Raw genomic sequence first — 23,233 nt, 5'->3', positions numbered from 1 at the left:
CTCGTCCGTCGACGCCCTCGTTCCTCCCCCGAACCGTCCGCCTACGATGATGCCGTCCCACCGATCAGCCGATCATCCGCACCCCCGCCGGCCCGCGTGGCCCGGGGTGCCGTCCCGGGGAGGACCCCTTGACCCTGAACGCCTTCGTCGCCGGCCTGCCCAAGGCCGAACTGCACGTCCATCACGTCGGATCGGCCTCCCCGCGGATCGTCTCCGAACTCGCCGCCCGCCACCCCGACTCCAGGGTCCCCACCGACCCGGAGGCGCTGGCCGACTACTTCACGTTCACCGACTTCGCGCACTTCATCGACGTCTACCTCTCGGTCGTGGACCTGATCCGCACCCCGGAGGACGTCCGGCTGCTGACGTACGAGGTGGCCCGTGACCTGGCCCGCCAGCAGGTGCGCTACGCCGAACTGACCATCACCCCCTTCTCCTCCACCCGCCGCGGCATCGACGAGCGTGCCTTCATGGACGCGATCGAGGACGCCCGCAAGGCGGCCGAGGCGGAGTTCGGCACGATCCTGCGCTGGTGCTTCGACATCCCCGGCGAGGCCGGCCTGGAGGCCGCCGAGGAGACGACACGACTGGCCACCGACGACCGACTGCGCCCCGAGGGACTGGTCTCCTTCGGCCTCGGCGGGCCCGAGATCGGCGTACCGCGCCCGCAGTTCAAGCCCTACTTCGACCGGGCGATCGCGGCCGGGCTGCGGTCCGTGCCGCACGCCGGGGAGACCACCGGACCGGAGACGGTGTGGGACGCCCTGACCCATCTGCGTGCCGAGCGCATCGGGCACGGCACCAGTTCCGCGGGGGACGAGAAGCTCCTCGCCCACCTCGCCGAGCACCGCGTCGCGCTCGAGGTGTGCCCGACGTCCAACATCGCCACCCGCGCGGTCCGCACCCTCGACGAGCACCCGCTGCGGGACTTCGTCGCGGCGGGCGTCCTGGTGACGATCAACTCCGACGACCCGCCCATGTTCGGCACCGACCTGAACAGCGAGTACGGCGTCGCCGCCCGCCTCCTCGACCTGGACGAGCGCGGGCTGGCCGACCTCGCGAAGAACGCCGTCGAGGCGTCCTTCCTCGACGGGCCCGGCAAGGCGCGGATCGCCGCCGAGATCGACAGGTACACCACGGAGTGGCTCGCCCCCTGACGGCCGCCCCGCTCCCCGGCCACCACCACAATGGGCCCATGCAGACCGTGACTGCCGTGGCCCACCGCGGCGACCCCTACCGCGTCCGTGAGAACACCCTCGACTCGCTGCGTTCGGCGCTCGACCGGGGCGCGGACGCCGTCGAGATCGACGTGCGGCTCACCCGGGACGGTGTGCCCGTGCTGCTGCACGACGAGACGCTGAAGCGGCTGTGGGAGCGGGACCGGCCGTTGCTGTCGCTGTCGGCGGCCGAGGTGCGCGGGCTGACGGGGGGCGGGGTGCCGACGCTGGCGGAGGCGCTGGCGGCGACCGCGGGCAGCCGGGTGATGATCGACCTGCCGGGCACCCGGGAGGTGCGGACGGCGCGCCGGGTGGTGGACGCCGTCCGCGAGGCCGGGGCGGCGGAGCGCGTCTACTACTGCGCCGGCGCCGGCGCGATGCTCGCCGTCCGGGCCGCCGACCCGTCCGCCGAGATCGCCCTGACCTGCACGAGCCTGGCACCGCCGCGGCCCGCGCTGCTGGCGGCGGTCGGGCCCCGCTGGCTCAACTACCGCTTCTCCCTCGTCGACCGTGACCTGGTCGCCCGGATCCACCGGGACGGCCGGCTGCTGTCCGTGTGGACCCCGGACACCCGCCGCTCCATGCGCCGGCTCATCGACCTCGGCGTCGACTCGATCACCACCAACCGCATCGACGTCCTGCGCGCCCTCCGCGACGGAGGCTGACCGGCGGCGGAGGCGGACCGGCGGCGGGAGCGTGCCGACGGCGGGCGGATCGTGCCACGGCCCCTACTGCGCGAGATGTTCACGCTGCCGGCGCGCGTCGAGGGGGCCACCTACAGCGCCGGGCTCCAGCGGTTCGCGTACGGCGGCCAGGTCTGCTGGCTCAAGACGGGCGGCCGGTACGGCTACCACACGGTGATCGCCGGGACCCGGGACCTGAGCCGGACCCTGGTCCACTCGGTCAACGCGACGGACGCGAAGGGCGAGGGGATGAACCCGGTGGCCGAGCGCATCGCCCTCGCCGCTCTCAAGTAGTCGCCGGGGTCCAGGCGTGGGGGGCGGTGAGCGCCTCCAGCCGCTTGATCTTGCGCCGCACGACGTACAGCGGGATCACGCCGAAGACGCCGAACGACATGTCCAGCACGCTCCACCAGAAGGGGATGCCGCGGATCGGCCCGCAGATCAGGGCCAGCGGAATGATCCCGGCGCAGGCGATCATCGCGAACTCGACGACCCAGATGTTGCGGACCGGGTCCCGGTAGGGGCCGTGGAAGGCGACCGCGATGACGAGGTGCGCGAAGGCCAGCCAGTCGGTGCCGTAGAGGACGAAGGGGTACTCGGCGTCGACCACGTCGAGCCCCTGCCGTACCCGGGCGATCCAGTCCATGAGGGCGGGGAGGTGCTCCGGCGCGGACAGGGCCCGCAACAGGTCCTCGGTCCAGCGCAGTTCGTGCACGAGGGGGAAGGCCGTGGCGCCGCTGAGCACCAGGCAGACGACGAAGACGGCAAGCCAGGCTCGGATGCCCCGGAGAAGGGCGGCTCTGTCGCTCATGCGGGCAGCGTACGCCCACGAGTTGAACATGTTCAAAACGGGGTCGGCACCCACCGCACCGTCGAACCCGCCCCCCCTTCTCTCATACCCGGAGGGGGTATAAGCTGACCCATGCATACCCCCCTCCGGTATGCATGGCAGGCGAAGAGAGACGAGTCGGGAGCCCGGTATGAACCCCCTGCAGAAGATCGGCGCGTTCACGGCGGCACTGGCCACGGCCTTCGGCGCCGCCTACGGGGTCGGCACGGCACTCGGCCCGGCCGACCCGGGGACGACGGCCGCCGGACACACCGGGAGCCACCGCCCGGAACCGGCCGCGAGGCCCTCGGCCGGGAACCTCCTCCCGGCCGGCCTCCAGGTCTCCCAGGACGGCTACTCCCTGGACCTGGAGACCACCGCCGTACCGGCGGGGAGAAGCAGCCTGCGCTTCGTCGTCCGGGACGCCGACGGCGCCCCCGTGACCCGCTACGAGACGGCCCACGGCAAGCAGCTGCACCTGGTCGTCGCCTCCCGCGAGCTGACGACGTACCGCCACCTGCATCCCGTCCGGGCCGCCGACGGCACCTGGAGCGCACCGGTGGACCTGCCCGCCGCGGGCGGCTACCGCGTCTTCGCGGACTTCGTGCCCGCCGGTGAGGGCGAGGGCCTCACCCTCGGCTCCGACCTGACCGTCACCGGCCCGTACCGGGCGAGCCGGGCGCCCGCGCCCGCGGCGACCGCCACCGTCGACGGCTACACCGTCACCCTGGAGGGCACGCTCGCCGCGGGCGGCGAGAGCGCCCTGACCTTCACCGTCCGCCGGGACGGACGGCCGGTCACCGCCCTGGAGCCCTACCTCGGCGCCTACGGCCACCTGGTCGCCCTGCGCTCCGGTGACCTGGCCTACCTGCACGTCCACCCGCACCGGGAGGCCGAGGACGAGAAGACGTCCGGGCCCCAGGTGTCGTTCGCGGCCACCGCCCCCAGCGCCGGCACCTACCGGCTGTTCCTCGACTTCCAGGTCGACGGGACGGTCCGCACCGCGGCGTTCACGGTACGGACGGACGCCGCACCGGCACCCGGTACCGGCCCCGGCGCCCCCGAGGAGACCCCGCACGGCCACTGAGCCCGCCCGCCACCAGGGACTCCCGACAGCGGCGGGGCACAGATGTGCGACCCTTTCGGGCGTGATTGTCCTGCGACGTCTTCATGCACTGGACCTGGTGGCGATCGGTCTCCTCGCGGCCGGACTGGTCTGCGTGGCCACGGGGCTGCTCCCCACCGGCCCGGCCTCGGACGCGATGACCCGTGTCGCCCCGCTGGTGGCGTTCCTCGGCACGGTGATCGTGCTCGCCGAGCTGACCAGCCGCGCCGAGGTCTTCGACGTGGTCGCGGCCTGTATCGCCCGTGCCGGCCGGGGCAGATACCCGCTCCTCTTCCTGCTCTGCGTGGCGTTCGCCTCCGTCACCACCATCGCCCTGAACCTCGACACCACGGCGGTCCTCCTCACCCCGGTGATGCTGGCGATGGCCGCCCGCGTCGGCGTCGCGCCCCTCCCCCTGGCGATGACGACGGTCTGGCTCGCCAACACGGCGAGCCTGCTGCTGCCCGTCTCCAACCTGACGAACCTGCTGGCCGCGGACCGGGTCGCGCTGTCCCCGGCGGGGCTGGCGGGCCGCATGTGGGCCCCGCAGCTCGCGGCGATCGTGGTGACGGCGGCCTGCCTGTGGGGGTTCTACTGGCGGCGGGAACGGCGGGGCGCGCCGGGGCCCGGCGGGACGGCCGCGGGCGCCGGGCCGGGCGCGGCGCTCGCGGCGGACGTACGGCCCGAGGCCCGTCGGGACGCGCGGGGCGCGGACCGTTATGTGCCGCCCGGCCCGCACCGGCCCGCCGACCCGGTGCTGTTCCGCGCCTGCGCGCTGGCCTGCGGCGGGTTCCTGCTGGCGATCCTGGTCGCGGACGTGGAGCTGTGGCTGGCCTCGGCGACGGCCGCCGTGGTCGTCGTCGTGGCCTTCGCGGTACGCGACCGGGCCGCGCTGCGGCTCTCCCTGATCCCGTGGCGGCTGCTGGTCATGGTCCCCGGCATGTTCCTGGTCGTGGAGACCGTCAACGCCAACGGCCTGCACACCCTGCTGGCCTCCGCGACCGGTGACGACGGCGGCCTCGCGGGCATGTTCCGCGCGGCGGCGGTCGGCGCGGGCCTGTCCAACGTCCTCAACAACCTCCCCGTCTACCTGGCGGGCGAGGCGGCCGTCCCCCTGGCCAACCACGACCAGCTGCTGGCCCTGCTGGTCGGCACCAACGCCGGCCCGCTGATCACTCCGTGGGCCTCCCTGGCGACCCTGCTGTGGTACGAACGCTGCCACGCGTACGGCGTACGGGTGCCGCCGGCCCGCCTGATGGGAACGGGTGCGGTTCTCTCGGTGGCGGTGGTGACGGCGTCGGTGGCGGCACTGGCGGTCACACGGTGAGGGGCACCGGGCGGCCCGGCCCCGGGCCGAGCGCCACCCGCCCGCCCCGCGACGGAACCGGTGCCACCCGCCCCCGCCGCGACGGGACCGGCGCCGGCCGTCCCGCCCGGGCCCGGGCGTGCGCCGCCGTCACGGGCGCCGCACCCGCCGCCCCTCCCCCACCGCGGTCTCCCGGAGGAGGAGCAGGAGGGGGAGCGGAGGTCCGGCCGCGACCGCGGCGCGGGGAGCGGCCTCACCGGCGCGTGGCGGCCTCCGACGGCATGTCCCGACGGGTGGACGGTGACGGTGAGGGTGCCGCTCCCTGTGGCCACCGGAACGGCGACGACGCGGGGCCCTCCTGCGACCCGGTGCGGTCGGGGCCGGGCGTGGGCAGCGCGGTGGTGGAGCCGGGGGCCCGGGTTTCCCGGGCGAGGTCCGAGGTGGGCGCGGGTGACGTCGACGGGGTCGGCACGGCCGACGGGCTGCGCGCGGGCGGTGGGGCCATCGGCACCACCGGGGCGGCCGGCACCTCCGGTCCGCCGGAACGCAGCGGCAGGACGACGAGCGTGGCGACCGCGCAGGTCGCGCCCACTCCCACCGCGGTCCGCAGCAGCCGGCGGCGGACGGCGCCGCGCCGGACCGCCTCGTAGCGGCCGGGCGGCGGGGCGAGGTGGCCGGCGGGGGGCCGCAGGATGACGGTCAGCGGGTCGTCGGGGGCGCGCGTGCCGTCGTCGGCGTCGTCAGCGTGCGTGATCAAGGCTTCTCCCCAGGTGTGCGCGGAGCAGTTCACGGGCCGCGTGCAGATCGGCCTTGACGGTTCCTTCCTTGCGCCCGGTGAGCGCGGAGACCTCCCGGATCGGCATGTCAGCGTAGTAGTGCAGCAGGATCGGCACCCGCAGCCGGTCGGGCAGCGACTGCACGAGCAGCCGGACCGACGGGTCGGCCGGCGGGGCGGGCGGGTTGACCGCGGCCTCCACGGTCGCCCGGCGCACGGCCCGGCGTTCGCGTTCGAGCTTGCGCCAGTGGTCGCGGACCAGGTTGGCCGCGGTGACGTAGAGGAAGCCCTGTGGTTCGGCGACCGCCGTCCAGCGGGCCCAGAGCCGGGTGAACGCCTCCGAGGCGATCTCGTGGGCGGTCTCGTCGTCGTCGACGAGCCGGCGGCACCAGCCGGCCAGGCGCGGGTAGAGGGCGGCGAAGAGTTCGGCGGCCGCCCGCTCGCGGGATCGCTTCACCGTTCTCCCGCAGAGGTCAGGACCGCGAACACGATCACGTTGTCGCGGTACCCGTCCCCGGTGACCGGCCCGCCGCAGGTGATGAGACGCAGTTCGGGCCGGTCCACGTTCCCGTAGACGTCGGCCGTGGGGAACTCCGCCTTGCCGACGGTCCGTACGGCGGTGACGGCGAAGTCCGCGCTCGTGCCGTTCTCCAGGCGCGCCATGATCCCGTCGCCGGTGCGCAGCCGGTCGAGCCGGCGGAAGACACCGTCCCCGTACTTCCCGACCGTGACATGGCCGAGGATCACCGACGGCCCGGTCTGGCCGGGAGTCGGCGAGTACCGGTACCAGCCGGCCCGGTCGTCGGCGGTGACGGCGGGCACCTCCACGCTGCCGTCGGCCTGGAGACCCAGCCGTACGACCGGGGTGTCGACCCCGATGGCGGGGATCCGCAGGGCGACGGGCGCCGAGCGCCCCAGCGGGCGTACCGCTCCCGCCCGGCCCCCCGGCAGGGGAGCGGGCGAGGTGGCCGGCGAAGCGGGCGGTGCGTTCGGGGCCCGGTCGGCCGGGTGGCCGCCGGTGCAGCCCGCGAGCAGGCCGGCGCCGGCCGCGGCGAGGAAGGCGCGCCTGGAGGACGGGCTCATGCGCCGGTCGTCCTCCGGCGCCGCAGGACGTACACCCCGGCGCCGCCCACGGCGAAGGCCGCGGCGACCCCGCCGCCGATCACGCCGCCGGCGCCGGACGACGGCGCGGCCGTCGTGGCCGCGCCGGTGTCGGCGGCACCGCGGGGGACGACGGGCACCTGGCCGCGGGAGTCCGGCATCACGGTGGGCTCGGACACCGGCGTCGCCTCGGCGGGAGCCCGGGTGGGAGCGGGGACGGGGGTGGGGGCTGTCGCGGGGGTGGGGGCGGTCGCGGGGGTGGACGGGACGGGTGTCGGCGTCCCCCCGTCGGCGGCCGCGGGTCCCGCGCCGATCAGCAGGGCGGTGCCCGCGACTGCCAGGGCGCTGAGGCCGGTTCGGCGTACGAATCGCATGTGTCGCTCTCCTTCGTCGGTCCGCACGGGCTGCGTGACGGATCGAGCGGAGAGACGAGACAGCGGGGACACAGGTTGCAAAGAGATGGCAAAGTCGGGCGGCGGCGCCGACACGCGGCGCCGCCCCGGACGGGGACCCCGTCCGGGGCGGCGCGGTGCGACGGCCGAACCGCCGGAGGCCTACGCGTCCAGCGACGTCATCACGTGCTTGATCCGCGTGTAGTCCTCGAAGCCGTAACCCGACAGGTCCTTGCCGTAGCCGGACTTCTTGAAGCCGCCGTGGGGCATCTCGGCGACGAGCGGGATGTGGGTGTTGATCCACACGCAGCCGAAGTCGAGCTTCTTGGACATGCGCATCGCGCGGCCGTGGTCCTTGGTCCACACCGAGGAGGCGAGGGCGTACTCGACGCCGTTGGCGTACGCGACGGCCTGGTCCTCGTCGGTGAAGGTCTGGACGGTGATGACCGGGCCGAAGACCTCGTTCTGGATGATCTCGTCGTCCTGCTCGAGGCCGGAGACGACGGTCGGGGCGTAGAAGTAGCCCTTGTCGCCGACCCGGTGGCCGCCCGCCTCGACCTTGGCATGGGCGGGGAGGCGCTCGATGAAGCCGGTGACCTGCTGGAGCTGGTGGGGGTTGTTCAGCGGGCCGAAGAGCACGTCCTCGTCGTCCGGCTGCCCGGTCTTCGTCTCGGCGGCGGCCTTGGCCAGCGCCGCCACGAACTCGTCGTGGATGGCCTCCTGGACCAGGACGCGGGTGGCCGCCGTACAGTCCTGGCCGGCGTTGAAGAAGCCCGCCACGGAGATGTCCTCGACGGCCTTGGCGATGTCGGTGTCCTCGAACACGACGACCGGCGCCTTGCCGCCCAGCTCCAGGTGGACGCGCTTGAGGTCCCTGGACGCGGACTCGGCGACGGACATGCCGGCACGCACCGAGCCGGTGATGGACGCCATCGCCGGGACCGGGTGCTCCACCATCAGACGGCCGGTGTCGCGGTCGCCGGTGACGACGTTGAAGACGCCCTCGGGCAGGATCGAGCCGACGATCTCGGCGATCAGGACGGTGGAGGCCGGGGTGGTGTCCGACGGCTTGAGGACGACCGTGTTGCCCGCCGCGATCGCCGGGGCGAACTTCCACACGGCCATCATCATCGGGTAGTTCCACGGCGCGACCTGCGCGCAGACGCCGACCGGCTCGCGGCGGACGATCGAGGTCATGCCGTCCATGTACTCGCCGGCCGAGCGCCCCTCGAGCATCCGGGCCGCGCCCGCGAAGAAGCGGATCTGGTCGACCATCGGCGGGATCTCCTCGGACCGCGTGAGGCCGATCGGCTTGCCGGTGTTCTCCACCTCGGCGGCGATCAGCTCCTCGGCGCGCTCCTCGAACGCGTCCGCGATCTTCAGCAGGGCCTTCTGGCGCTCGGCGGGGGTGGTGTCGCGCCACGCCGGGAAGGCGGCCGCGGCGGCCTCCATGGCCGCGTCCACGTCCGCCGGACCGGACAGCGGTGCCGTCGCGTACGCCTCGCCCGTCACGGGGTTGACCACCTCGGTGGTCCGTCCGTCGGCGGCGTCCCGGAACTCACCGGCGATGTAATTCCGTAGGGTGCGCAGCCCACGCAGCTCCGTGCTCACTGCCGGCCTCCTGATGTCAGGGTCGAACTGTCCAATGACTGAGACACCCACCCTAATCGGCGCGCCGACGTTTTCAACACCCCCGATCGCGCCACCGCTGCGAAATCCGCAAGTCTCAGTCGCGTAAACAACGAATTTCATCGCCCTTGCCTTGCGCAACTGTCGATACGTCGTGCAGAGTGACCTCGTGGCCAGTCGAAGCGCAGAGCACCGGGACTCCCGCGAGTCCAAGAACGGCACCCCGCACCTGGATGCCGTCAGCCTCGGCATCATCGAGCAGCTCCAGGAGGACGGCCGCCGGCCGTACGCCGCGATCGGCAAGGCCGTCGGCCTGTCGGAGGCGGCCGTGCGCCAGCGCGTCCAGAAGCTGCTCGACCAGGGCGTGATGCAGATCGTCGCCGTCACGGACCCGCTCACCGTGGGATTCCGCAGGCAGGCGATGGTCGGGATCAACGTCGAGGGGGACACCGAGGCGATCGCCGACGCGCTGACCGACATGGCGGAGGTCGAGTACGTGGTGATGACCGCGGGCTCGTTCGACGTCCTCGCCGAGATCGTCTGCGAGGACGACGACCACCTGCTCGACGTCATCAACAAACGCATCCGTGCGCTGCCCGGCGTGCGCTCCACCGAGAGCTTCGTCTACCTGAAGCTCAAGAAGCAGACCTACATGTGGGGAACCCGATAACCGTGAGGACCCGATAACCGTGAGCACCAAGGACCTCAGCCGCACCGCGTACGACCACCTGTGGATGCACTTCACCCGCATGTCCTCGTACGAGAACGCTCCCGTCCCGACGATCGTCCGGGGCGAGGGCACCCACATCTACGACGACAAGGGCAAGCGCTACCTCGACGGTCTCGCGGGCCTGTTCGTGGTGCAGGCCGGTCACGGCCGCACGGAACTGGCCGAGACCGCCTTCAAGCAGGCGCAGGAGCTGGCGTTCTTCCCGGTGTGGTCCTACGCCCACCCCAAGGCCGTGGAGCTGGCGGAACGCCTCGCCCACCACGCGCCCGGCGACCTGAACAAGGTCTTCTTCACCACCGGCGGCGGCGAGGCGGTCGAGACCGCCTGGAAGCTCGCCAAGCAGTACTTCAAGCTGACCGGCAAGCCCACCAAGTACAAGGTCATCTCGCGCGCGGTCGCCTACCACGGCACCCCGCAGGGCGCCCTGTCCATCACCGGCCTGCCGGCCCTCAAGGCCCCCTTCGAGCCGCTCGTCCCGGGCGCGCACAAGGTCCCGAACACCAACATCTACCGCGCCCCGATCTTCGGCGACGACCCCGAGGCCTTCGGCCGCTGGGCCGCCGACCAGATCGAGCAGCAGATCCTCTTCGAGGGCCCGGACACCGTCGCCGCGGTCTTCCTGGAGCCGGTCCAGAACGCCGGCGGCTGCTTCCCGCCCCCGCCCGGCTACTTCCAGCGGGTCCGCGAGATCTGCGACCAGTACGACGTGCTGCTCGTGTCGGACGAGGTCATCTGCGCCTTCGGCCGCCTCGGCACGATGTTCGCCTGCGACAAGTTCGGCTACGTACCGGACATGATCACCTGCGCCAAGGGCATGACCTCGGGCTACTCCCCGATCGGCGCCTGCATCGTCTCCGACCGCCTGGCCGAGCCGTTCTACAAGGGCGACAACACCTTCCTGCACGGATACACCTTCGGCGGCCACCCGGTATCCGCGGCCGTGGGCCTCGCCAACCTCGACCTGTTCGAGCGCGAGAACCTCAACCAGCACGTCCTCGACAACGAGGGCGCCTTCCGCGCCACCCTGGAGAAGCTGCACGACCTGCCGATCGTCGGCGACGTCCGCGGCAACGGCTTCTTCTACGGCATCGAGCTGGTCAAGGACAAGGCGACGAAGGAGTCCTTCACCGACGAGGAGACCGAGCGCGTCCTGTACGGCTTCCTGTCCAAGGCGCTCTTCGACAACGGCCTGTACTGCCGTGCCGACGACCGCGGCGACCCGGTCGTCCAGCTCGCCCCGCCGCTGATCTCCGACCAGGAGACCTTCGACGAGATCGAGCAGATCCTGCGCGCCACGCTGACGGAGGCGTGGACGAAGCTCTGACGGCCTTCGCGGATCCCCGGCCGAGCCGGGGGGATCTTCCTCTCAGGTGATCAACACCGGCCCCGGTGCCGTCCGTTCGAGTGAGAAACGGTGGCCCGGGGCCGTGTGCTGTCCGGATGCCCGACCCGGGCTGCCTAGCGTGCCAGTGACCGATCGGCCCTGCCTTCGTTCCCCCGGACGGGGGAACGGCACGGGAACTACGGATCTGAACGAAGGTGTACGCCCATGGAGGCCCCGCCGGACAACGACGTGCTGTGGGCACACGCCCTGCACTACACGCACCCCGACGGCTCCCCCGCGCTGGGCGGCGTGTCGCTCGGCGTGCGGGAGGGCGAGATCCTCGCCGTGACCGGCCCGCGCGGCAGCGGCAAGACCGCCCTGCTGCACTGCCTGTCCGGGCTGGCCCGCGGCCAGCGCGGCGAGGTGTGGTTCAACAGCGTCCCCGTGCACACCATGGGCCCGATGGCCCGCGAACGGCTCCGCCGCGACCGCTTCGGCTGGATCGACCCGGCGCCGGCGCTCGTCCCGGAGCTGAACGTCTGGGAGAACGCGGCCCTCCCCCTGATGCTGCGCGGCACCAGCCGCCGCCGGGCCAAAATCGCCGCCCTGGAGTGGCTGGAACGCCTGGACGTCGGCGACAAGTACCGCCTGCGGCCCCACGAACTGACCCAGGCGGAACGCCAGCGCGTGTGCATCACCCGCGCCCTCGCCCCGGCCCCGTCCGTCCTCTTCGCGGACGAACCGACGGCACCCCTGCACCGGGCGGACCGCGGCCACGTGCTGCGCACGCTGACCACGGCGGCCCGCTCGCACGGCATCACCGTCGTCCTGGCCACGCACGACGCCGAGACCGCGGCCCTCGCCGACCGCACGGTCCCGCTCCTGGACGGACGCCGGGTGCGCACCGTCCACCTGCCGCCGGTCACCGAGTCGGAAGGCCGGGCGACGTGCTCGCTCTCCGCCTGACCCGCAGCGCCCGTCCGGCCGTCCAACTGCGCCGTCTGCTCGTCGCGACGGCCTCGGCCGGCACCGGCTTCCTCCTGCTGTGCACCCTCGGCCACGCCCTGAGCCACCCCGGCGCCCCGGCGGGCGCGGCGCTCCGGCTGGCCTGGTGCGCGGTCCCGCTGGCCGCCACCGTCCACTTCGCCCTCGCGGTCGCCCGCACCGACCCGGGCACCCGGCCCCGCCCCGGCCTGGCGGCGATCGGCCTCGGACCCGCCCGCCTGATGGCGATCGCGGCGGCCACGACGGCCCTGTCCACCGCGCTCGGCTCGATGCTGGCCCTGCTCGTCTTCCTCCACCTCCGCGGCGACCTCACGGGCATGCCCTTCGACGGAGCGGCGGCATCGTTCCTGGCGGCGGACGTCCCGCTCCCCCTGCCCGCCGCCCTCACCCTCGTGGCCCTGACCCCCGCGGCGGCCTCACTGGCGGTGGCCCTGACGCTCCGCCCCCGGGACAACCGGCCGGCCGGAACCGCCCGGGGCGCGAACCTGGCCCTCCGCCGCTTCACCACCCCCGCGGGCGCCCAGGAGACGTTCGGCGCGTACGGCAGGTTCGGCGCGAGGCTGGCCCGCCAAGCCGTGACCGCGCCGGCCCCGGACGGTGACGGCGACCCCCGGCACCCCGGTCGCACCGTGACCGCGCCGACCCCGGACGGCGGCACCCGGCGCACCGTGGCCACGGCCGCCCCGGACGGGGACGGCGAGGCCGGGGAGACCCCACCCCATGCCCCCGGCCACCCCCCGCACGACGCCCCGCGCCCCGACCCCACCGGCCTCCCCTGGGGCGCGGCCCTCCTCGCCGCCGGCCTCGCCGTCGAGGCGTACGCCGGCCGCACCCCCGGCCACCAGCTCACCCTCCCCGGCGGCCCCACCGGCCCCGCCGCGGTCCTGCTCGGCTGGACGCTCACCGCGATCGGCCTCGCCGTGGCCGGCCCCAGCCTCACCCACCTCTGCGGCCGCGTCCTCCAGTCGGCCCGCCCCGGCGCCCTGCGTCTCCTCGCCGGCCGCGGCCTGATGGAGGAGGCGTCCCGCATCGGCGCCCCCCTGGGGGTCCTGTGCGCGGTCGCCTCCGGCGCGTACACCATGGCCGCGCTGCACGACCCCGCCGACCCGTCCTTCGGCCCGCTCACCACCCTCGGCGCGGCCCTGGTCGTCGGCTGCGCCCTCGCCACGCTCCTGACGGCCGCCGTCGAGGCCCGCCAGGCCCGCGCCGGCACGACGGCCGCCCTGCTCCGCCTCGGCGCCCCGTCCACCGTGCTGCGCAGCGCGGCGGCGCTCCGGGCCGGCGCCCTCGCCGCGCTGTTCGTCCCGCTCACGCTGGCCGTCGCGGCCCTCGCCGCCCTCCCGCTGACCTCCTGAGGCCCGGTGCGGAGCGTCCGGGAATCCGCGCGGAAAAAAATCTTCGGCCACCGATGACTTCCGCACGGCCTCCGGGTCCTACCCACCGGAAGGACACGCACGACACCGCACGCGAGCAGCACGAGCGGCACGACCCGATGGGAGACACCCCGATGAGCACCCCCGCCTACCAGCAGATGGTCTTCGTCAACCTGCCCGTGAACGACCTGGACGCCTCCAAGAAGTTCTTCACGGACCTGGGCTATTCGATCAACCCGCAGTTCAGCGACGAGAAAGCGGCCTCCGTGGTGATCAGCGACACCATCGTGGCGATGCTGCTCACCAAGCCGTTCTACTCGACCTTCACCAAGAAGGAGATCGCGGACGCCACCAGGACCAGCCAGGTCATGATCGCGCTGAGCGCCGAGAGCCGCGAGAAGGTGGACGAACTGGTCGACCGCGCCCTGGCGGTGGGCGGCTCGCCGGCCAACGAGACGCAGGACCTCGGCTTCATGTACGGACGTTCCTTCGACGACCTCGACGGCCACACCTGGGAGGTCGTCTGGATGGACCCGTCGGCGGTCCAGGGCTGACCCGCCCCGACGGGGCACGCCCGGCACGGGCGGGTGCACCCGGCACCCGCCCAGCCGTACGACGGCACACACGACCGTACGATCGAGTCCCCCGCCGAGTTCGGCGAGGTGGTCCGCACCCGGGGCGCCCCGGTCTTCCCGCCGGCACCCGGCCTCCCCTCCCCCGACGGCCCGCCGCACCGCCGGCGTCGTGTTCCTGCCGGCCCGGCCGCCGCTGCGGAAGCCGGCCAAGGAGCGGTCGGCGAAGGGCCGTACCGCCCTGGTCGACCGGACCGAGTGGGCTCCCGACGCGCTGAAACATCTCGGCGGTCGATGATCGGGCAAAGCCAAGGGGCCGGAACCATCGACGCATTGACACTTCTTATGGAACGCTTATAGACCTGTGGGACCCCCGGGGAGGCCGTCGCCGCCGCATCGAGGGCGACATCTCCCCCTCCGCTCCCCGCAGTTGCACATCACGTAAAGGACAAACGTGTCCCCATCCCGCCGTACCGCCGCCCGTTCGGTGCGCGTGTCCGCTCTCGTCGGCGCCTCGGCCGCCCTTGTCCTCGGCGCCTCCGGCTCCGCGCTGGCCACCGGCTCCCCCGGCATCGACCAGTTCTCCGCGACCGCGTCCTGCGACGGACCGAAGGGCGTCATCACCGTCACCGACACGGACCCGACGGGCACCACGGCCGTCGTCAAGGTCTTCCTCCAGAACAACAACGCCGACCTGAAGAAGATCGGCGAACAGACGGTCGAGGGTTCGAAGAAGGGCGTCACCGTCACCTTCGCCGAGGCCTGGGAGCCGGGCGCCGAGTACCGGGTCCGCGTCGCGGCCGCCCGGGGCGGGAAGACCCTGCTCGACGCCGACATCGCGCCCAACCTGACCACCCCGGCCAAGGCCTGCCAGGCGGACGCCGCGCCCACCGCCCCGGCCACCCCCACCACGCCGTCGACCCCCTCGGCCCCGTCGACGCCCCCCTCCGACACCGCCTCACCCCCGGCGAAGTCGGCAACTCCCGTCCCGTCGGCCTCCAGGAGCGACAGCAGCACGCCCGCCGACACCGCGAGCAACGCCCCGTCGCCCGCCGCCCAGGAGGCCAACCTCGCCGAGACCGGAGCCAGTTCCCGCACCGGCCTGATCGTCGGCATCGCGGCCGTCCTGGTCCTCGTCGGCGGCGGCGCGGTCTTCCTCGGCATGCGCCGCAAGGGAACCGGCAACCGCTGACCGCCCGAGTGGCCCGCTCCGCCCCGCTCCGCTCCGACGACCGGGACGGAGCGGGCCACTCGCCGGTTCAGCCGAAGGTCGTCTTCTCCAGCCAGAACTCCAGCAGTTCACGGTCGCCGAGGACCTCCAGCCCCGGTGCGTCCAGGGGCAGTCGGCGGTAGAAGGCGAGCAGGACCGAGGTGAGCGGGCCGCGCAGCGTCACGGACGCCTTCCCGTGTCCCCGCCGCCAGACGATCCCGCCTTCGGCCAGCTCCACCCACCACTCGGCGTCCAGCCCCGTCGGCGCGTCGGTGGCGTGCAGATGGATGCTGCGGCCCCGGTGTTCCGCGGCGCACAGCTCGGCGTACGCCCGGTGCGGCAGGTTCCGCTGCACCCACTCCACGAGGTACAGCCGCTCGTCCAGCGCGTCGGCGGCGACCTCCGGCGCCACCTCGTAGGGCAGCCCGGCGGTGAGCGCGGCGTCGGCGCGGTGCACGGTGATCTCGTGGGTCATCCGGCGGGCCCAGAACCGGGTGTCGCCCTCCCCCGCCCAGCCCCACACCCTGGTGTCGGGCCCGGCCTCCCGCAGCGCGGCGACGACGCCCGCACCGCTCTCCGCGAGCCAGGCGTCCAGCGCGGCCGGGTCGACCCGGGCCCGCGGACCGCCGTGTGCGGGGATCTGCTCGTCCCTGATGTTCTCCTGCGCCCGGGTCCGCACCAGCAGCTCCACCCAGCGCAGGGCCCCGCCCGTGTGCCGGACGAGCTGCTCCAAGGACCAGTCGGGGCAGGTCGGCACGGTGGCCGACAGATCGGCACCGGAGGTCACGATGGACCTCAACTTCCCCACCTGGTGGGCGATTTCATCGCAGTACCGGTCATGCGCGAGAAGGCTCATGCACCACACCGTACGGGCGGGACGATCAGTCGAGCACGACGATTTCGGTCGCGTCGAACTCCACCCCGACCGTGTCCCCGGTCTCCGGCGCCAGCCGCAGCGCGCAGGCGGCCTCCAGACGCGGGGCGTCCCACGGCTGGAGGTGGACGGCGACGTGGGTGCCCTTGAAGGTGCGGGCGGTGACCGTGCAGGGCAGGCCCTGCCCGGCGGCGACCAGCCGCACCCCGGCCGGCCGCACCAGCAGCGTGCGGGTGCCCTGCGGGGAGCCGGCCGGCACCGGCACCTTGCCCCACGGCGTGTCCGCGGCCTCCCCGGTGACGCCCGCCTCCACCACGTTGTCGAAGCCGAGGAAGCGGGCCACGAACGCGTCCGCCGGCCGCTGCCACACCTGAAGTGGCGTGCCGGACTGGGCGATCCGCCCGTCCCGCATCACCACGACCCGGTCGGCCAGCGCGAACGCCTCGCCCTGGTCGTGGGTGACCGCGAGCACCGTGGTGCCCAACCGGCCGAAGATTTGCCGCAGTTCGACGACCAACCGCTCCCGCAGCGACCGGTCGAGCTGTCCGAGCGGCTCGTCCAGCATCAGCAGCCGCGGGCTGGGCGCGAGCGCGCGGGCCAGCGCCACCCGCTGCTGCTCACCGCCGGAGAGCGCGGCGACGGCCCGCCCGGCCGCGTCCGGCAGCCCGACCAGATCGAGCAACTCCCCCACCCGTTCACGCTGTCGTCCCCGGTCGGCGCCGCGCATGCGCAGCCCGAAGGCCACGTTGCCGCCGACGTCCCGCTGCGGGAACAGCTGGTGGTCCTGGAACATCAGCCCCAGTCCACGCCGGTGCGCGGGCACACCCGTCTGGTCCCGTCCGTCCAGCACCACCCGTCCGGTGTCCAGTGGTTGCAGCCCGGCCACCGCCCGCAGCAGCGTCGACTTGCCGCTGCCGCTGGGCCCGAGCACACACACCACCTCGTGCTCGACGACGGTGAGATCGACGGCGTCCAGCACCGCCCGGTCCCCGAACCGCACGGTCACGCCTTCGAGCTTCAGCATCAGAACTCCCCGGTACGGTCGATGGAGGTGCCGCCGGTCGATTCTGTTCGAGACGGGGGGAGGATCCGCTCCAGCACCAGCAGGGCGATCGCGCACACCAGCATCAGAATCGTCGAAAGGGCCATGGCCTGGCCGTAGTTCAGCTCGCCGGCCCGCCCCAGCAGCCGTGCCACGGCGACCGGCAGGGTCGGGTTGTCGGGCCGCGCGATGAACACCGTCGCGCCGAACTCCCCCAGCGACACGGCGAAGGCGAACCCGGACGCGACCAGCAGCGCCCGGCGCACCATCGGCAGGTCCACCTCCCGCCACACCCGCCACGGTGACGCCCCGAGGACGGCCGCGGCCTCCCGCAGCCGCTCGTCCACGGCCCGCAGCACCGGCAGCATGGTCCGCACGACGAAGGGCACGCCGACCAGCGCCTGCGCGAGCGGTACCAGGATCCAGGTGGCCCGCAGGTCCAGCGGGGGTTCGTCGAGCGCGATCAGGAACCCGAAGCCGACGGTCACCGCGGAGACCCCCAGCGGCAGCATCAGCAGCGCGTCGAACCCGCGGACCAGGCGCCCGGCGTCCCGCCGGGTCAGGGCCGCCGCCGCCAGAGCGCCGATCGTCACCGCGATCGCGGTGGCGGCGAGGGCGTACTCCAGCGAGTTCCCGACCGCCTCGATCGGCGGCACCAGGAACACATTGCCGTCGTCACTGGTCAGCGCCCGGTAGTAGGCGAAGTCGGGAGCGTCGAGGGAGCGCTGCACCAGCACGGCCGGCGGCAGCACGAGCAGCAGCGCGACCGTGCCGAGCACCCCGGCGAGCAGCGCCCACTGCCCCACCCCGCGCGGTCGCCGTGCCGTCCCCGCCGCGTCCACGAGCCGCAGCGCGCCCTCCCGCCGTCGTACGGTCCAGGCGTGCACGGCGAGGACGGCGCCGACGGCGCCGAACTGGACGATCGTGAGGACGGCGGCCGTCGACAGGTCGAAGATCTCCGAGGTCTGCCGGTAGATCTCGACCTCCAGCGTGGAGAACGTCGGCCCGCCGAGGATCTGCACCACACCGAAGGAGGTGAAGGTGAAGAGGAACACCATGAGCGCGGCGGCGGCCACGGCCGGCGCGAGGGCCGGCAGGGTGACCTGCCGCCAGGCCCGCAGCGGCGAGGCGCCCAGCACGCGCGCGGCCTCCTCCTGCCGCGGGTCGAGCTGCGCCCACAGCCCGCCGACCGTCCGTACGACCACGGCGTAGTTGAAGAAGACGTGGGCCAGCAGGATCGCCCACACGGTGGTGTCCAGCCGTACGCCCCACAGGTCGTCGAGGAGACCGCCGCGCCCGACCAGCGCCAGGAACGCCGTGCCGACGACGACGGTCGGCAGGACGAACGGGACGGTCACGACGGCCCGCAGGACCTGCTTGCCGGGGAAGGAGAACCGGGCGAAGACGTAGGCGGCGGGCAGCGCGATCAGCAGGGTCAGCGCGGTGGAGGCGAGCGCCTGCCAGGTGGTGAACCACAGGACGTGCCGGATGTCCGGCTGCCCGAGCACGTCGAACAGGCGCCCGAAGTGCCAGCCGCCGGCGGAGTGCAGTCCCCGCGCGGTGATCGCGGCGACCGGGTAGGCGAAGAACAGCCCGAAGAACGCGACGGGCAGGGCCATGAGCCCGAGCCGCGCCGCGCTCCCGGTGCGCCGGCGGCGGACGGCCGCTCGCCGCCCTACTTCAGTACGAGCGAGGTCCACGACTTGACCCACTGGTCGCGGTCCGCGGCGATCTTCGCCGGGTCCATCGTCTCGGGATCCTCGGCGGCCGGGCCGTACTCGGTGAACTCGGCGGGCACGGCCGCGCCCTTCGCCACCGGGTAGACGAACATGTTGAGCGGCATGTCCTCCTGGAACTCCTTCGAGATCAGGAAGTCGATCAGCGCCTTGCCGCCCTGGCCGTTCTTCGCGTTGCTCAGCAGTCCGGCGAACTCGATCTGCCGGAAGCAGGTGCCGGTCGCGACACCGGTCGGCGCGGTCGTCGGCTTCGGGTCGCCGTAGATCACCTCGGCGGGCGGCGAGGAGGCGTAGGAGACGACGAGCGGCCGGTCCGCCCCGGCCTTCCTGCCGCCGGCCGACCCGGAGAACTCCTCGTTGTAGGCCTGCTCCCAGCCGTCGACGACCTTCACGCCGTTGGCCTTGAGCTTCTTCCAGTAGTCCGGCCAGCCCTCGTCGCCGTACTTCGCCGCGGTGCCCAGCAGGAAACCGAGGCCCGGGGAGGAGGTGGAGGCGTTCTCGGTGACGAGGAGGTTCTTGTACGCCGGCTTCGCCAGGTCGTCGAAGCCGGCGGGCGGCGCCAGCTTGTGGTCGGCGAAGTACTTCTTGTCGTAGTTGACACAGATGTCGCCGTGGTCGACGGGCGTGACCCGGTGCTTGCCGGCGTCCAACTGGTACCGGCCGTCGACCTGGTCGAGCCCCTGCGCCTCGTACGACTGGAAGAGGCCGTTGTCGAGCGCGCGGGAGAGCAGGGTGTTGTCGACGCCGAAGAAGACGTCGCCCTGGGGGTTGTCCTTGGTGAGGATCGCCTTGTTGACGGCCTGCCCGGCGTCGCCGTCCTTGAGGACCTTCACCCGGTAGCCGGACTGCTTCTCGAAGTCGGCGAGCACGCTCTTGGAGACGGCCCACGAGTCGTGGCTGACGAGGGTGACGGTCTTGCTCCCGCTCTGCGCGGATCCGCCGTCGTCCGACGATCCGCAGGCGGACAGCATGACGAGGCCGAGGCCGACGGCCGCGGCCATGAGCGTCCTGGTGTGCACTGGTATTCCTCCTGGAGGTGACCAGGAAGAGACGCGGCCCTGCCCGGGGGCCCGCGAGGGGTTCCCGGGCAGGGCGCAACAGCTCGAGTGATGACCGAACTTCCTACCCAGAATGACCTGGGCGAGGTTCAGAGGGTCTGCGGCCCGGTTGCCGCACTCTCAGCGCTGTGGCGCTCCCCTGTCGGAATATGAAGATGTCTGGTTCGTCGTACTGTCCGAAAACAGGACAGTGCTGACGTCGGCCAGACTACCGCTCGGTGGCGGCGAGCTGACCACACGCCCCGTCGATCTCCTGACCACGGGTGTCCCGGACGGTGACGGGTACCCCGTGCGCCGCGATGGCCTCGACGAACGCCTTCTCGTCCTCGGGCCGGGAGGCGGTCCACTTGGAGCCCGGCGTCGGGTTCAGCGGGATCAGGTTGACGTGCACGGGCCGGCCCTTGAGCATGCGCCCGAGCCGGTCGCCCCGCCAGGCCTGGTCGTTGATGTCGCGGATCAGCGCGTACTCGATGGACAGCCGGCGTCCGGACTTCTCGGCGTACTCGAACCCGGCGTCGAGCACCTCGCGCACCTTCCACCGCGTGTTCACGGGGACGAGGGTGTCGCGCAGCTCGTCGTCGGGGGCGTGCAGCGAGATCGCGAGCCGGCACTTGAAGCCCTCGTCGGAGAACCGGTTGATGGCCGGCACCAGCCCGACCGTCGACACGGTGATCCCGCGCTGCGAGAGCCCCAGCCCGTCGGGCGCGGGGTCGGTGAGCGCACGGATCGCGCCGACGACCCGCTTGTAGTTGGCGAGCGGCTCGCCCATGCCCATGAACACGATGTTGGACAGCCGGGCCGGCCCTCCGGGGACCTCCCCGTCGCGCAGCGCCCGCATCCCGTCCACGATCTGGTGGACGATCTCGGCGGTGGACAGGTTCCGGTCCAGCCCGGCCTGCCCGGTCGCGCAGAAGGGGCAGTTCATCCCGCAGCCGGCCTGCGAACTGATGCACATGGTGACCCGGTCCGGGTACCGCATCAGCACCGACTCCACGAGCGTGCCGTCGAACAGCCGCCACAGCGTCTTGCGGGTGGTCCCCTGGTCCGTGGACAGATGCCGTACGACCGTCATCAGCTCGGGCAGCAGCGCCTCGCGCAGCTTCTCGCGGGCGCCGGCGGGGATGTCGGTCCACTCGGCCGGATCGTGCGCGAACCGCGCGAAGTAGTGCTGGGACAGCTGTTTCGCACGGAACGGCTTCTCACCGATCCCCGCCACCGCCTCCTTCCGCTCGGCGGGCGAGAGGTCGGCAAGATGCCGCGGCGGCTTCTTGGCTCCGCGGGGGGCGACGAAAGTGAGTTCTCCGGGTGCAGGCATAACCCTTCCAGTGTGGCAGATCCACTCGGGTGCCCCGGTCGGCTCATGCGAGGAGCCCCCGTCCTCGGGGGACGGGGGCTCGTCGCGGGTGCGGGGCGGGAGACCGTTCAGCCGGAGCCCACGAACAGCACCAGCAGCAGCCACACCACCGGTGCGGTGGGCAGCAGGGAGTCCAGGCGGTCCATGATGCCGCCGTGGCCGGGGAGCAGCGTGCCCATGTCCTTGATGCCGAGGTCCCGCTTGATCATGGACTCGCCGAGGTCACCGAGCGTCGCGCTGGCCGCGACCGCCAGGCCGAGCAGCAGACCCTGCCACCAGGCGCCGTCCTCGATCAGGAACTGCATGCACAACGCGCCCACGACCATCGCGAAGGACACCGCGCCGAGCAGGCCCTCGCGGGTCTTGCCGGGGCTGATGCGCGGAGCGAGCTTGCGCTTGCCGAAGCGCCAGCCGACGGCGTACGCCCCGGTGTCGCTGACGACGGTCAGGAGCAGGAACGTCAGGACGCGGCGCGCTCCGTCGTCCGCGGTGAGCATCATGGAGACGAACGTGGCCAGGAACGGGACGTAGAAGGCCGCGAAGACACCGGCCGTGACGTCCCTGAGGTAGCCCTCCGGCGGTTCCGTCATCCGCCAGACCAGGACCGCCAGCGCGGTCAGGGCCATGGCGACCCAGGCGCCCTCGGCGCCCCGGACGTACCCGGCGACGACCATGGCGGCGCCGCCGACCGCGAGCGGCACCAGCGGCGCCTTGATGCCCTTGCGCTCCTGGAGCCGGCTGGTCAGTTCCCACAGGCCGACGACGACGGCGACCGCGACCACGCCGACGAACACGGCCTTGACCACGAACAGCGACGCGACGATCACCGCACCGAGTCCGACACCGACGCCTATGGCCGCAGTCAGGTCACGGCCCGCGCTCTTCTTCTGCGGGACGGGTGCCGGCTGCGGTGCGTCGGGCATGGGCTCCGGATTCTGCGGCACCGCCGCAGGGGGCAGCACCGACGGGGTCTCGTCACGGAACGTCCCCACGGGGGACGTCTCGTCGCGGAACGTCCCGCCGTGGGACGTCCCGTCGCGGAACGTCTCGTCTCGGAACAAGGGGCCGCCCAGCCGAGCGGCCCCCCGGTCGTCATCCTGGTTTCCGCCATGAGCGGGTACGTCGGGGACGATGGGCATGGGGCGAGTCTGCTGCGCCTCAGGCGCATCGTACGCGGGACCCGCCGCGGCAGCCCCCTGGACAGGTCCGTGCGGGACGGCCCCGTGATCGTTGGGCCCCCAGTACCCGGCCTGTGAACCGGCACGTGGCGGAGCGCCCCAGGAAGAGTCGTTCATCAGACCTCGAGCAGCTCCGCTTCCTTGTGCTTCAGGAGCTCGTCCACCTGCGCGACGTACTTCGCGGTGGTGTCGTCGAGTTCCTTCTCCGCACGGCGGCCCTCGTCCTCCCCGACCTCGCCGTCCTTGACGAGCTTGTCGATGGCGTCCTTGGCCTTGCGGCGCACGGCGCGGATGGACACCTTGGCGTCCTCGCCCTTGCCCTTGGCGACCTTGATGTAGTCGCGGCGGCGCTCCTCGGTCAGCTCGGGGAACACCACCCGGATGATGTTGCCGTCGTTGCTCGGGTTGACGCCGAGGTCCGAGTCGCGGATCGCCTGCTCGATGTTGCGCAGCGCGCTCTTGTCGAACGGGGTCACGACCGCCATGCGCGGCTCCGGCACGGAGAACGAAGCCAGCTGGTTGATCGGCGTCGGCGCGCCGTAGTAGTCGGCCACGATCTTGTTGAACATCGCCGGGTGCGCACGGCCGGTGCGGATCGCGGCGAAGTCCTCCTTGGCGACCACGACGGCCTTCTCCATCTTCTCCTCGGCCTCGAGGAGGGTCTCTTCGATCACCACTTGCTCCTGCGTGTCTTGAGTAGGCCCGGCTGCGGTTCCTTGCGGAGGCGGCGGCCGGCTGCG

Annotated in this window: 23 protein-coding genes, 1 pseudogene and 1 riboswitch; of the genes and pseudogenes, 11 read left to right on the top strand and 13 right to left on the bottom strand. The window is 72.8% G+C overall.

Features of this window, described 5'->3' with window-relative positions; genetic code table 11:
- Nucleotides 1–71: 71 nt before the first annotated feature.
- The 3 genes and pseudogenes from ACH4N1_RS25435 to ACH4N1_RS25425 form a co-directional block, all read left to right on the top strand.
- Nucleotides 72–1,157, top strand: a complete 1,086-nt coding sequence (locus tag ACH4N1_RS25435; RefSeq protein WP_398100494.1) for an adenosine deaminase — start codon at nucleotides 72–74, stop codon at nucleotides 1,155–1,157.
- Nucleotides 1,158–1,195: 38 nt separating this feature from the next.
- Nucleotides 1,196–1,882, top strand: a complete 687-nt coding sequence (locus ACH4N1_RS25430; RefSeq protein ID WP_398100367.1) for a glycerophosphodiester phosphodiesterase — start codon at nucleotides 1,196–1,198, stop codon at nucleotides 1,880–1,882.
- Nucleotides 1,883–1,924: 42 nt separating this feature from the next.
- A pseudogene (locus ACH4N1_RS25425) lies at nucleotides 1,925–2,194 on the top strand (peptidase); the annotation flags it as partial.
- Here ACH4N1_RS25425 and ACH4N1_RS25420 read toward each other — a convergent pair.
- A complete protein-coding gene (locus ACH4N1_RS25420; RefSeq protein ID WP_398100365.1) occupies nucleotides 2,187–2,711 on the bottom strand; it encodes a hypothetical protein in 525 nt (174 codons plus the stop codon). The pseudogene ACH4N1_RS25425 and the gene ACH4N1_RS25420 overlap by 8 nt on opposite strands.
- Nucleotides 2,712–2,880: 169 nt before the next feature.
- Between ACH4N1_RS25420 and ACH4N1_RS25415 the strand changes: the two genes are divergently transcribed.
- Together ACH4N1_RS25415 and ACH4N1_RS25410 are read left to right on the top strand one after the other, a co-directional pair.
- Nucleotides 2,881–3,816 carry a hypothetical protein gene (locus tag ACH4N1_RS25415; RefSeq protein WP_398100363.1) on the top strand — a complete coding sequence of 312 codons (936 nt, stop codon included), beginning with the start codon at nucleotides 2,881–2,883 and terminating at the stop codon, nucleotides 3,814–3,816.
- 61 nt (nucleotides 3,817–3,877) lie between these two features.
- Entirely contained in the window at nucleotides 3,878–5,161 is a 1,284-nt protein-coding gene (locus tag ACH4N1_RS25410; RefSeq protein ID WP_398100361.1) for an SLC13 family permease, read from the top strand.
- Between the two features lie 232 nt (nucleotides 5,162–5,393).
- Here the strand turns inward: ACH4N1_RS25410 and ACH4N1_RS25405 are convergent, their stop codons facing one another.
- The 5 genes from ACH4N1_RS25405 to ACH4N1_RS25385 all read right to left on the bottom strand — a co-directional run bounded on the left by ACH4N1_RS25405 (nucleotide 5,394) and on the right by ACH4N1_RS25385 (nucleotide 9,019).
- On the bottom strand, nucleotides 5,394–5,897 hold the full coding sequence (locus tag ACH4N1_RS25405; protein WP_398100359.1) for a hypothetical protein: 504 nt from the start codon (nucleotides 5,895–5,897) through the stop codon (nucleotides 5,394–5,396).
- Nucleotides 5,881–6,372, bottom strand: coding sequence for an RNA polymerase sigma factor (locus ACH4N1_RS25400; RefSeq protein WP_398100357.1), 492 nt, complete (start codon nucleotides 6,370–6,372; stop codon nucleotides 5,881–5,883). Before ACH4N1_RS25400 ends, ACH4N1_RS25405 begins: the two co-directional genes overlap by 17 nt.
- Complete coding sequence (locus tag ACH4N1_RS25395; protein ID WP_398100355.1) at nucleotides 6,369–6,998, bottom strand: class F sortase; 630 nt, start codon at nucleotides 6,996–6,998, stop codon at nucleotides 6,369–6,371. The genes ACH4N1_RS25400 and ACH4N1_RS25395 overlap by 4 nt, the downstream gene beginning before the upstream one ends.
- Nucleotides 6,995–7,390 carry a sortase-dependent protein gene (locus ACH4N1_RS25390; protein ID WP_398100353.1) on the bottom strand — a complete coding sequence of 132 codons (396 nt, stop codon included), beginning with the start codon at nucleotides 7,388–7,390 and terminating at the stop codon, nucleotides 6,995–6,997. Before ACH4N1_RS25390 ends, ACH4N1_RS25395 begins: the two co-directional genes overlap by 4 nt.
- 180 nt (nucleotides 7,391–7,570) lie before the next feature.
- A complete protein-coding gene (locus tag ACH4N1_RS25385; protein WP_398100351.1) occupies nucleotides 7,571–9,019 on the bottom strand; it encodes a gamma-aminobutyraldehyde dehydrogenase in 1,449 nt (482 codons plus the stop codon).
- A 172-nt stretch (nucleotides 9,020–9,191) separates the two neighbouring features.
- On the opposite strand from ACH4N1_RS25385, the gene ACH4N1_RS25380 reads away from it, so the two are divergent.
- The 6 genes from ACH4N1_RS25380 (at nucleotide 9,192) to ACH4N1_RS25355 (ending at nucleotide 15,233) form a co-directional block, all read left to right on the top strand.
- Nucleotides 9,192–9,707, top strand: a complete 516-nt coding sequence (locus tag ACH4N1_RS25380; protein WP_398100349.1) for an Lrp/AsnC family transcriptional regulator — start codon at nucleotides 9,192–9,194, stop codon at nucleotides 9,705–9,707.
- A 19-nt stretch (nucleotides 9,708–9,726) separates the two neighbouring features.
- A complete protein-coding gene (locus ACH4N1_RS25375) occupies nucleotides 9,727–11,091 on the top strand; it encodes an aspartate aminotransferase family protein (RefSeq protein ID WP_382787242.1) in 1,365 nt (454 codons plus the stop codon).
- A 225-nt stretch (nucleotides 11,092–11,316) separates the two neighbouring features.
- Nucleotides 11,317–12,057 (top strand): ABC transporter ATP-binding protein, encoded by a 741-nt coding sequence (locus tag ACH4N1_RS25370; RefSeq protein ID WP_398100346.1) that lies wholly within the window; start codon nucleotides 11,317–11,319, stop codon nucleotides 12,055–12,057.
- Nucleotides 12,039–13,451, top strand: coding sequence for a hypothetical protein (locus ACH4N1_RS25365; RefSeq protein ID WP_398100344.1), 1,413 nt, complete (start codon nucleotides 12,039–12,041; stop codon nucleotides 13,449–13,451). The genes ACH4N1_RS25370 and ACH4N1_RS25365 overlap by 19 nt, the downstream gene beginning before the upstream one ends.
- Nucleotides 13,452–13,603: 152 nt before the next feature.
- A complete protein-coding gene (locus tag ACH4N1_RS25360; RefSeq protein ID WP_398100342.1) occupies nucleotides 13,604–14,023 on the top strand; it encodes a VOC family protein in 420 nt (139 codons plus the stop codon).
- A gap of 472 nt (nucleotides 14,024–14,495) precedes the next feature.
- Entirely contained in the window at nucleotides 14,496–15,233 is a 738-nt protein-coding gene (locus tag ACH4N1_RS25355; RefSeq protein WP_398100340.1) for an LAETG motif-containing sortase-dependent surface protein, read from the top strand.
- Between the two features lie 67 nt (nucleotides 15,234–15,300).
- Here ACH4N1_RS25355 and ACH4N1_RS25350 read toward each other — a convergent pair whose 3' ends face one another.
- The 7 genes from ACH4N1_RS25350 to frr form a co-directional block, all read right to left on the bottom strand.
- Nucleotides 15,301–16,107 (bottom strand): maleylpyruvate isomerase N-terminal domain-containing protein, encoded by an 807-nt coding sequence (locus ACH4N1_RS25350; RefSeq protein WP_398100338.1) that lies wholly within the window; start codon nucleotides 16,105–16,107, stop codon nucleotides 15,301–15,303.
- 25 nt (nucleotides 16,108–16,132) lie between these two features.
- Nucleotides 16,133–17,149 (bottom strand): ABC transporter ATP-binding protein, encoded by a 1,017-nt coding sequence (locus ACH4N1_RS25345; protein WP_398100336.1) that lies wholly within the window; start codon nucleotides 17,147–17,149, stop codon nucleotides 16,133–16,135.
- Nucleotides 17,149–18,786, bottom strand: a complete 1,638-nt coding sequence (locus ACH4N1_RS25340; protein ID WP_398100333.1) for an ABC transporter permease — start codon at nucleotides 18,784–18,786, stop codon at nucleotides 17,149–17,151. Before ACH4N1_RS25340 ends, ACH4N1_RS25345 begins: the two co-directional genes overlap by 1 nt.
- A 56-nt stretch (nucleotides 18,787–18,842) precedes the next feature.
- Nucleotides 18,843–19,904 carry a thiamine ABC transporter substrate binding subunit gene (locus ACH4N1_RS25335; protein ID WP_398100492.1) on the bottom strand — a complete coding sequence of 354 codons (1,062 nt, stop codon included), beginning with the start codon at nucleotides 19,902–19,904 and terminating at the stop codon, nucleotides 18,843–18,845.
- A gap of 100 nt (nucleotides 19,905–20,004) precedes the next feature.
- A riboswitch (TPP riboswitch) is annotated at nucleotides 20,005–20,112 on the bottom strand.
- A gap of 57 nt (nucleotides 20,113–20,169) precedes the next feature.
- The gene (gene rlmN, locus ACH4N1_RS25330) at nucleotides 20,170–21,276 is read right to left on the bottom strand and encodes a 23S rRNA (adenine(2503)-C(2))-methyltransferase RlmN (protein WP_366059829.1); all 1,107 of its coding nucleotides are present in this window, start codon (nucleotides 21,274–21,276) and stop codon (nucleotides 20,170–20,172) included.
- Nucleotides 21,277–21,383: 107 nt separating this feature from the next.
- On the bottom strand, nucleotides 21,384–22,610 hold the full coding sequence (locus tag ACH4N1_RS25325) for a phosphatidate cytidylyltransferase (RefSeq protein WP_398100331.1): 1,227 nt from the start codon (nucleotides 22,608–22,610) through the stop codon (nucleotides 21,384–21,386).
- Entirely contained in the window at nucleotides 22,610–23,167 is a 558-nt protein-coding gene (frr, locus tag ACH4N1_RS25320; RefSeq protein WP_327318142.1) for a ribosome recycling factor, read from the bottom strand. The genes ACH4N1_RS25325 and frr overlap by 1 nt, the downstream gene beginning before the upstream one ends.
- Nucleotides 23,168–23,233 lie beyond the last annotated feature (66 nt).

Source organism: Streptomyces sp. NPDC017202 (genome assembly GCF_044331705.1).
In the GTDB taxonomy this organism is placed as follows: Bacteria; Actinomycetota; Actinomycetes; order Streptomycetales; family Streptomycetaceae; genus Streptomyces.
This window is presented reverse-complemented; position numbering and strand designations above follow the sequence as displayed.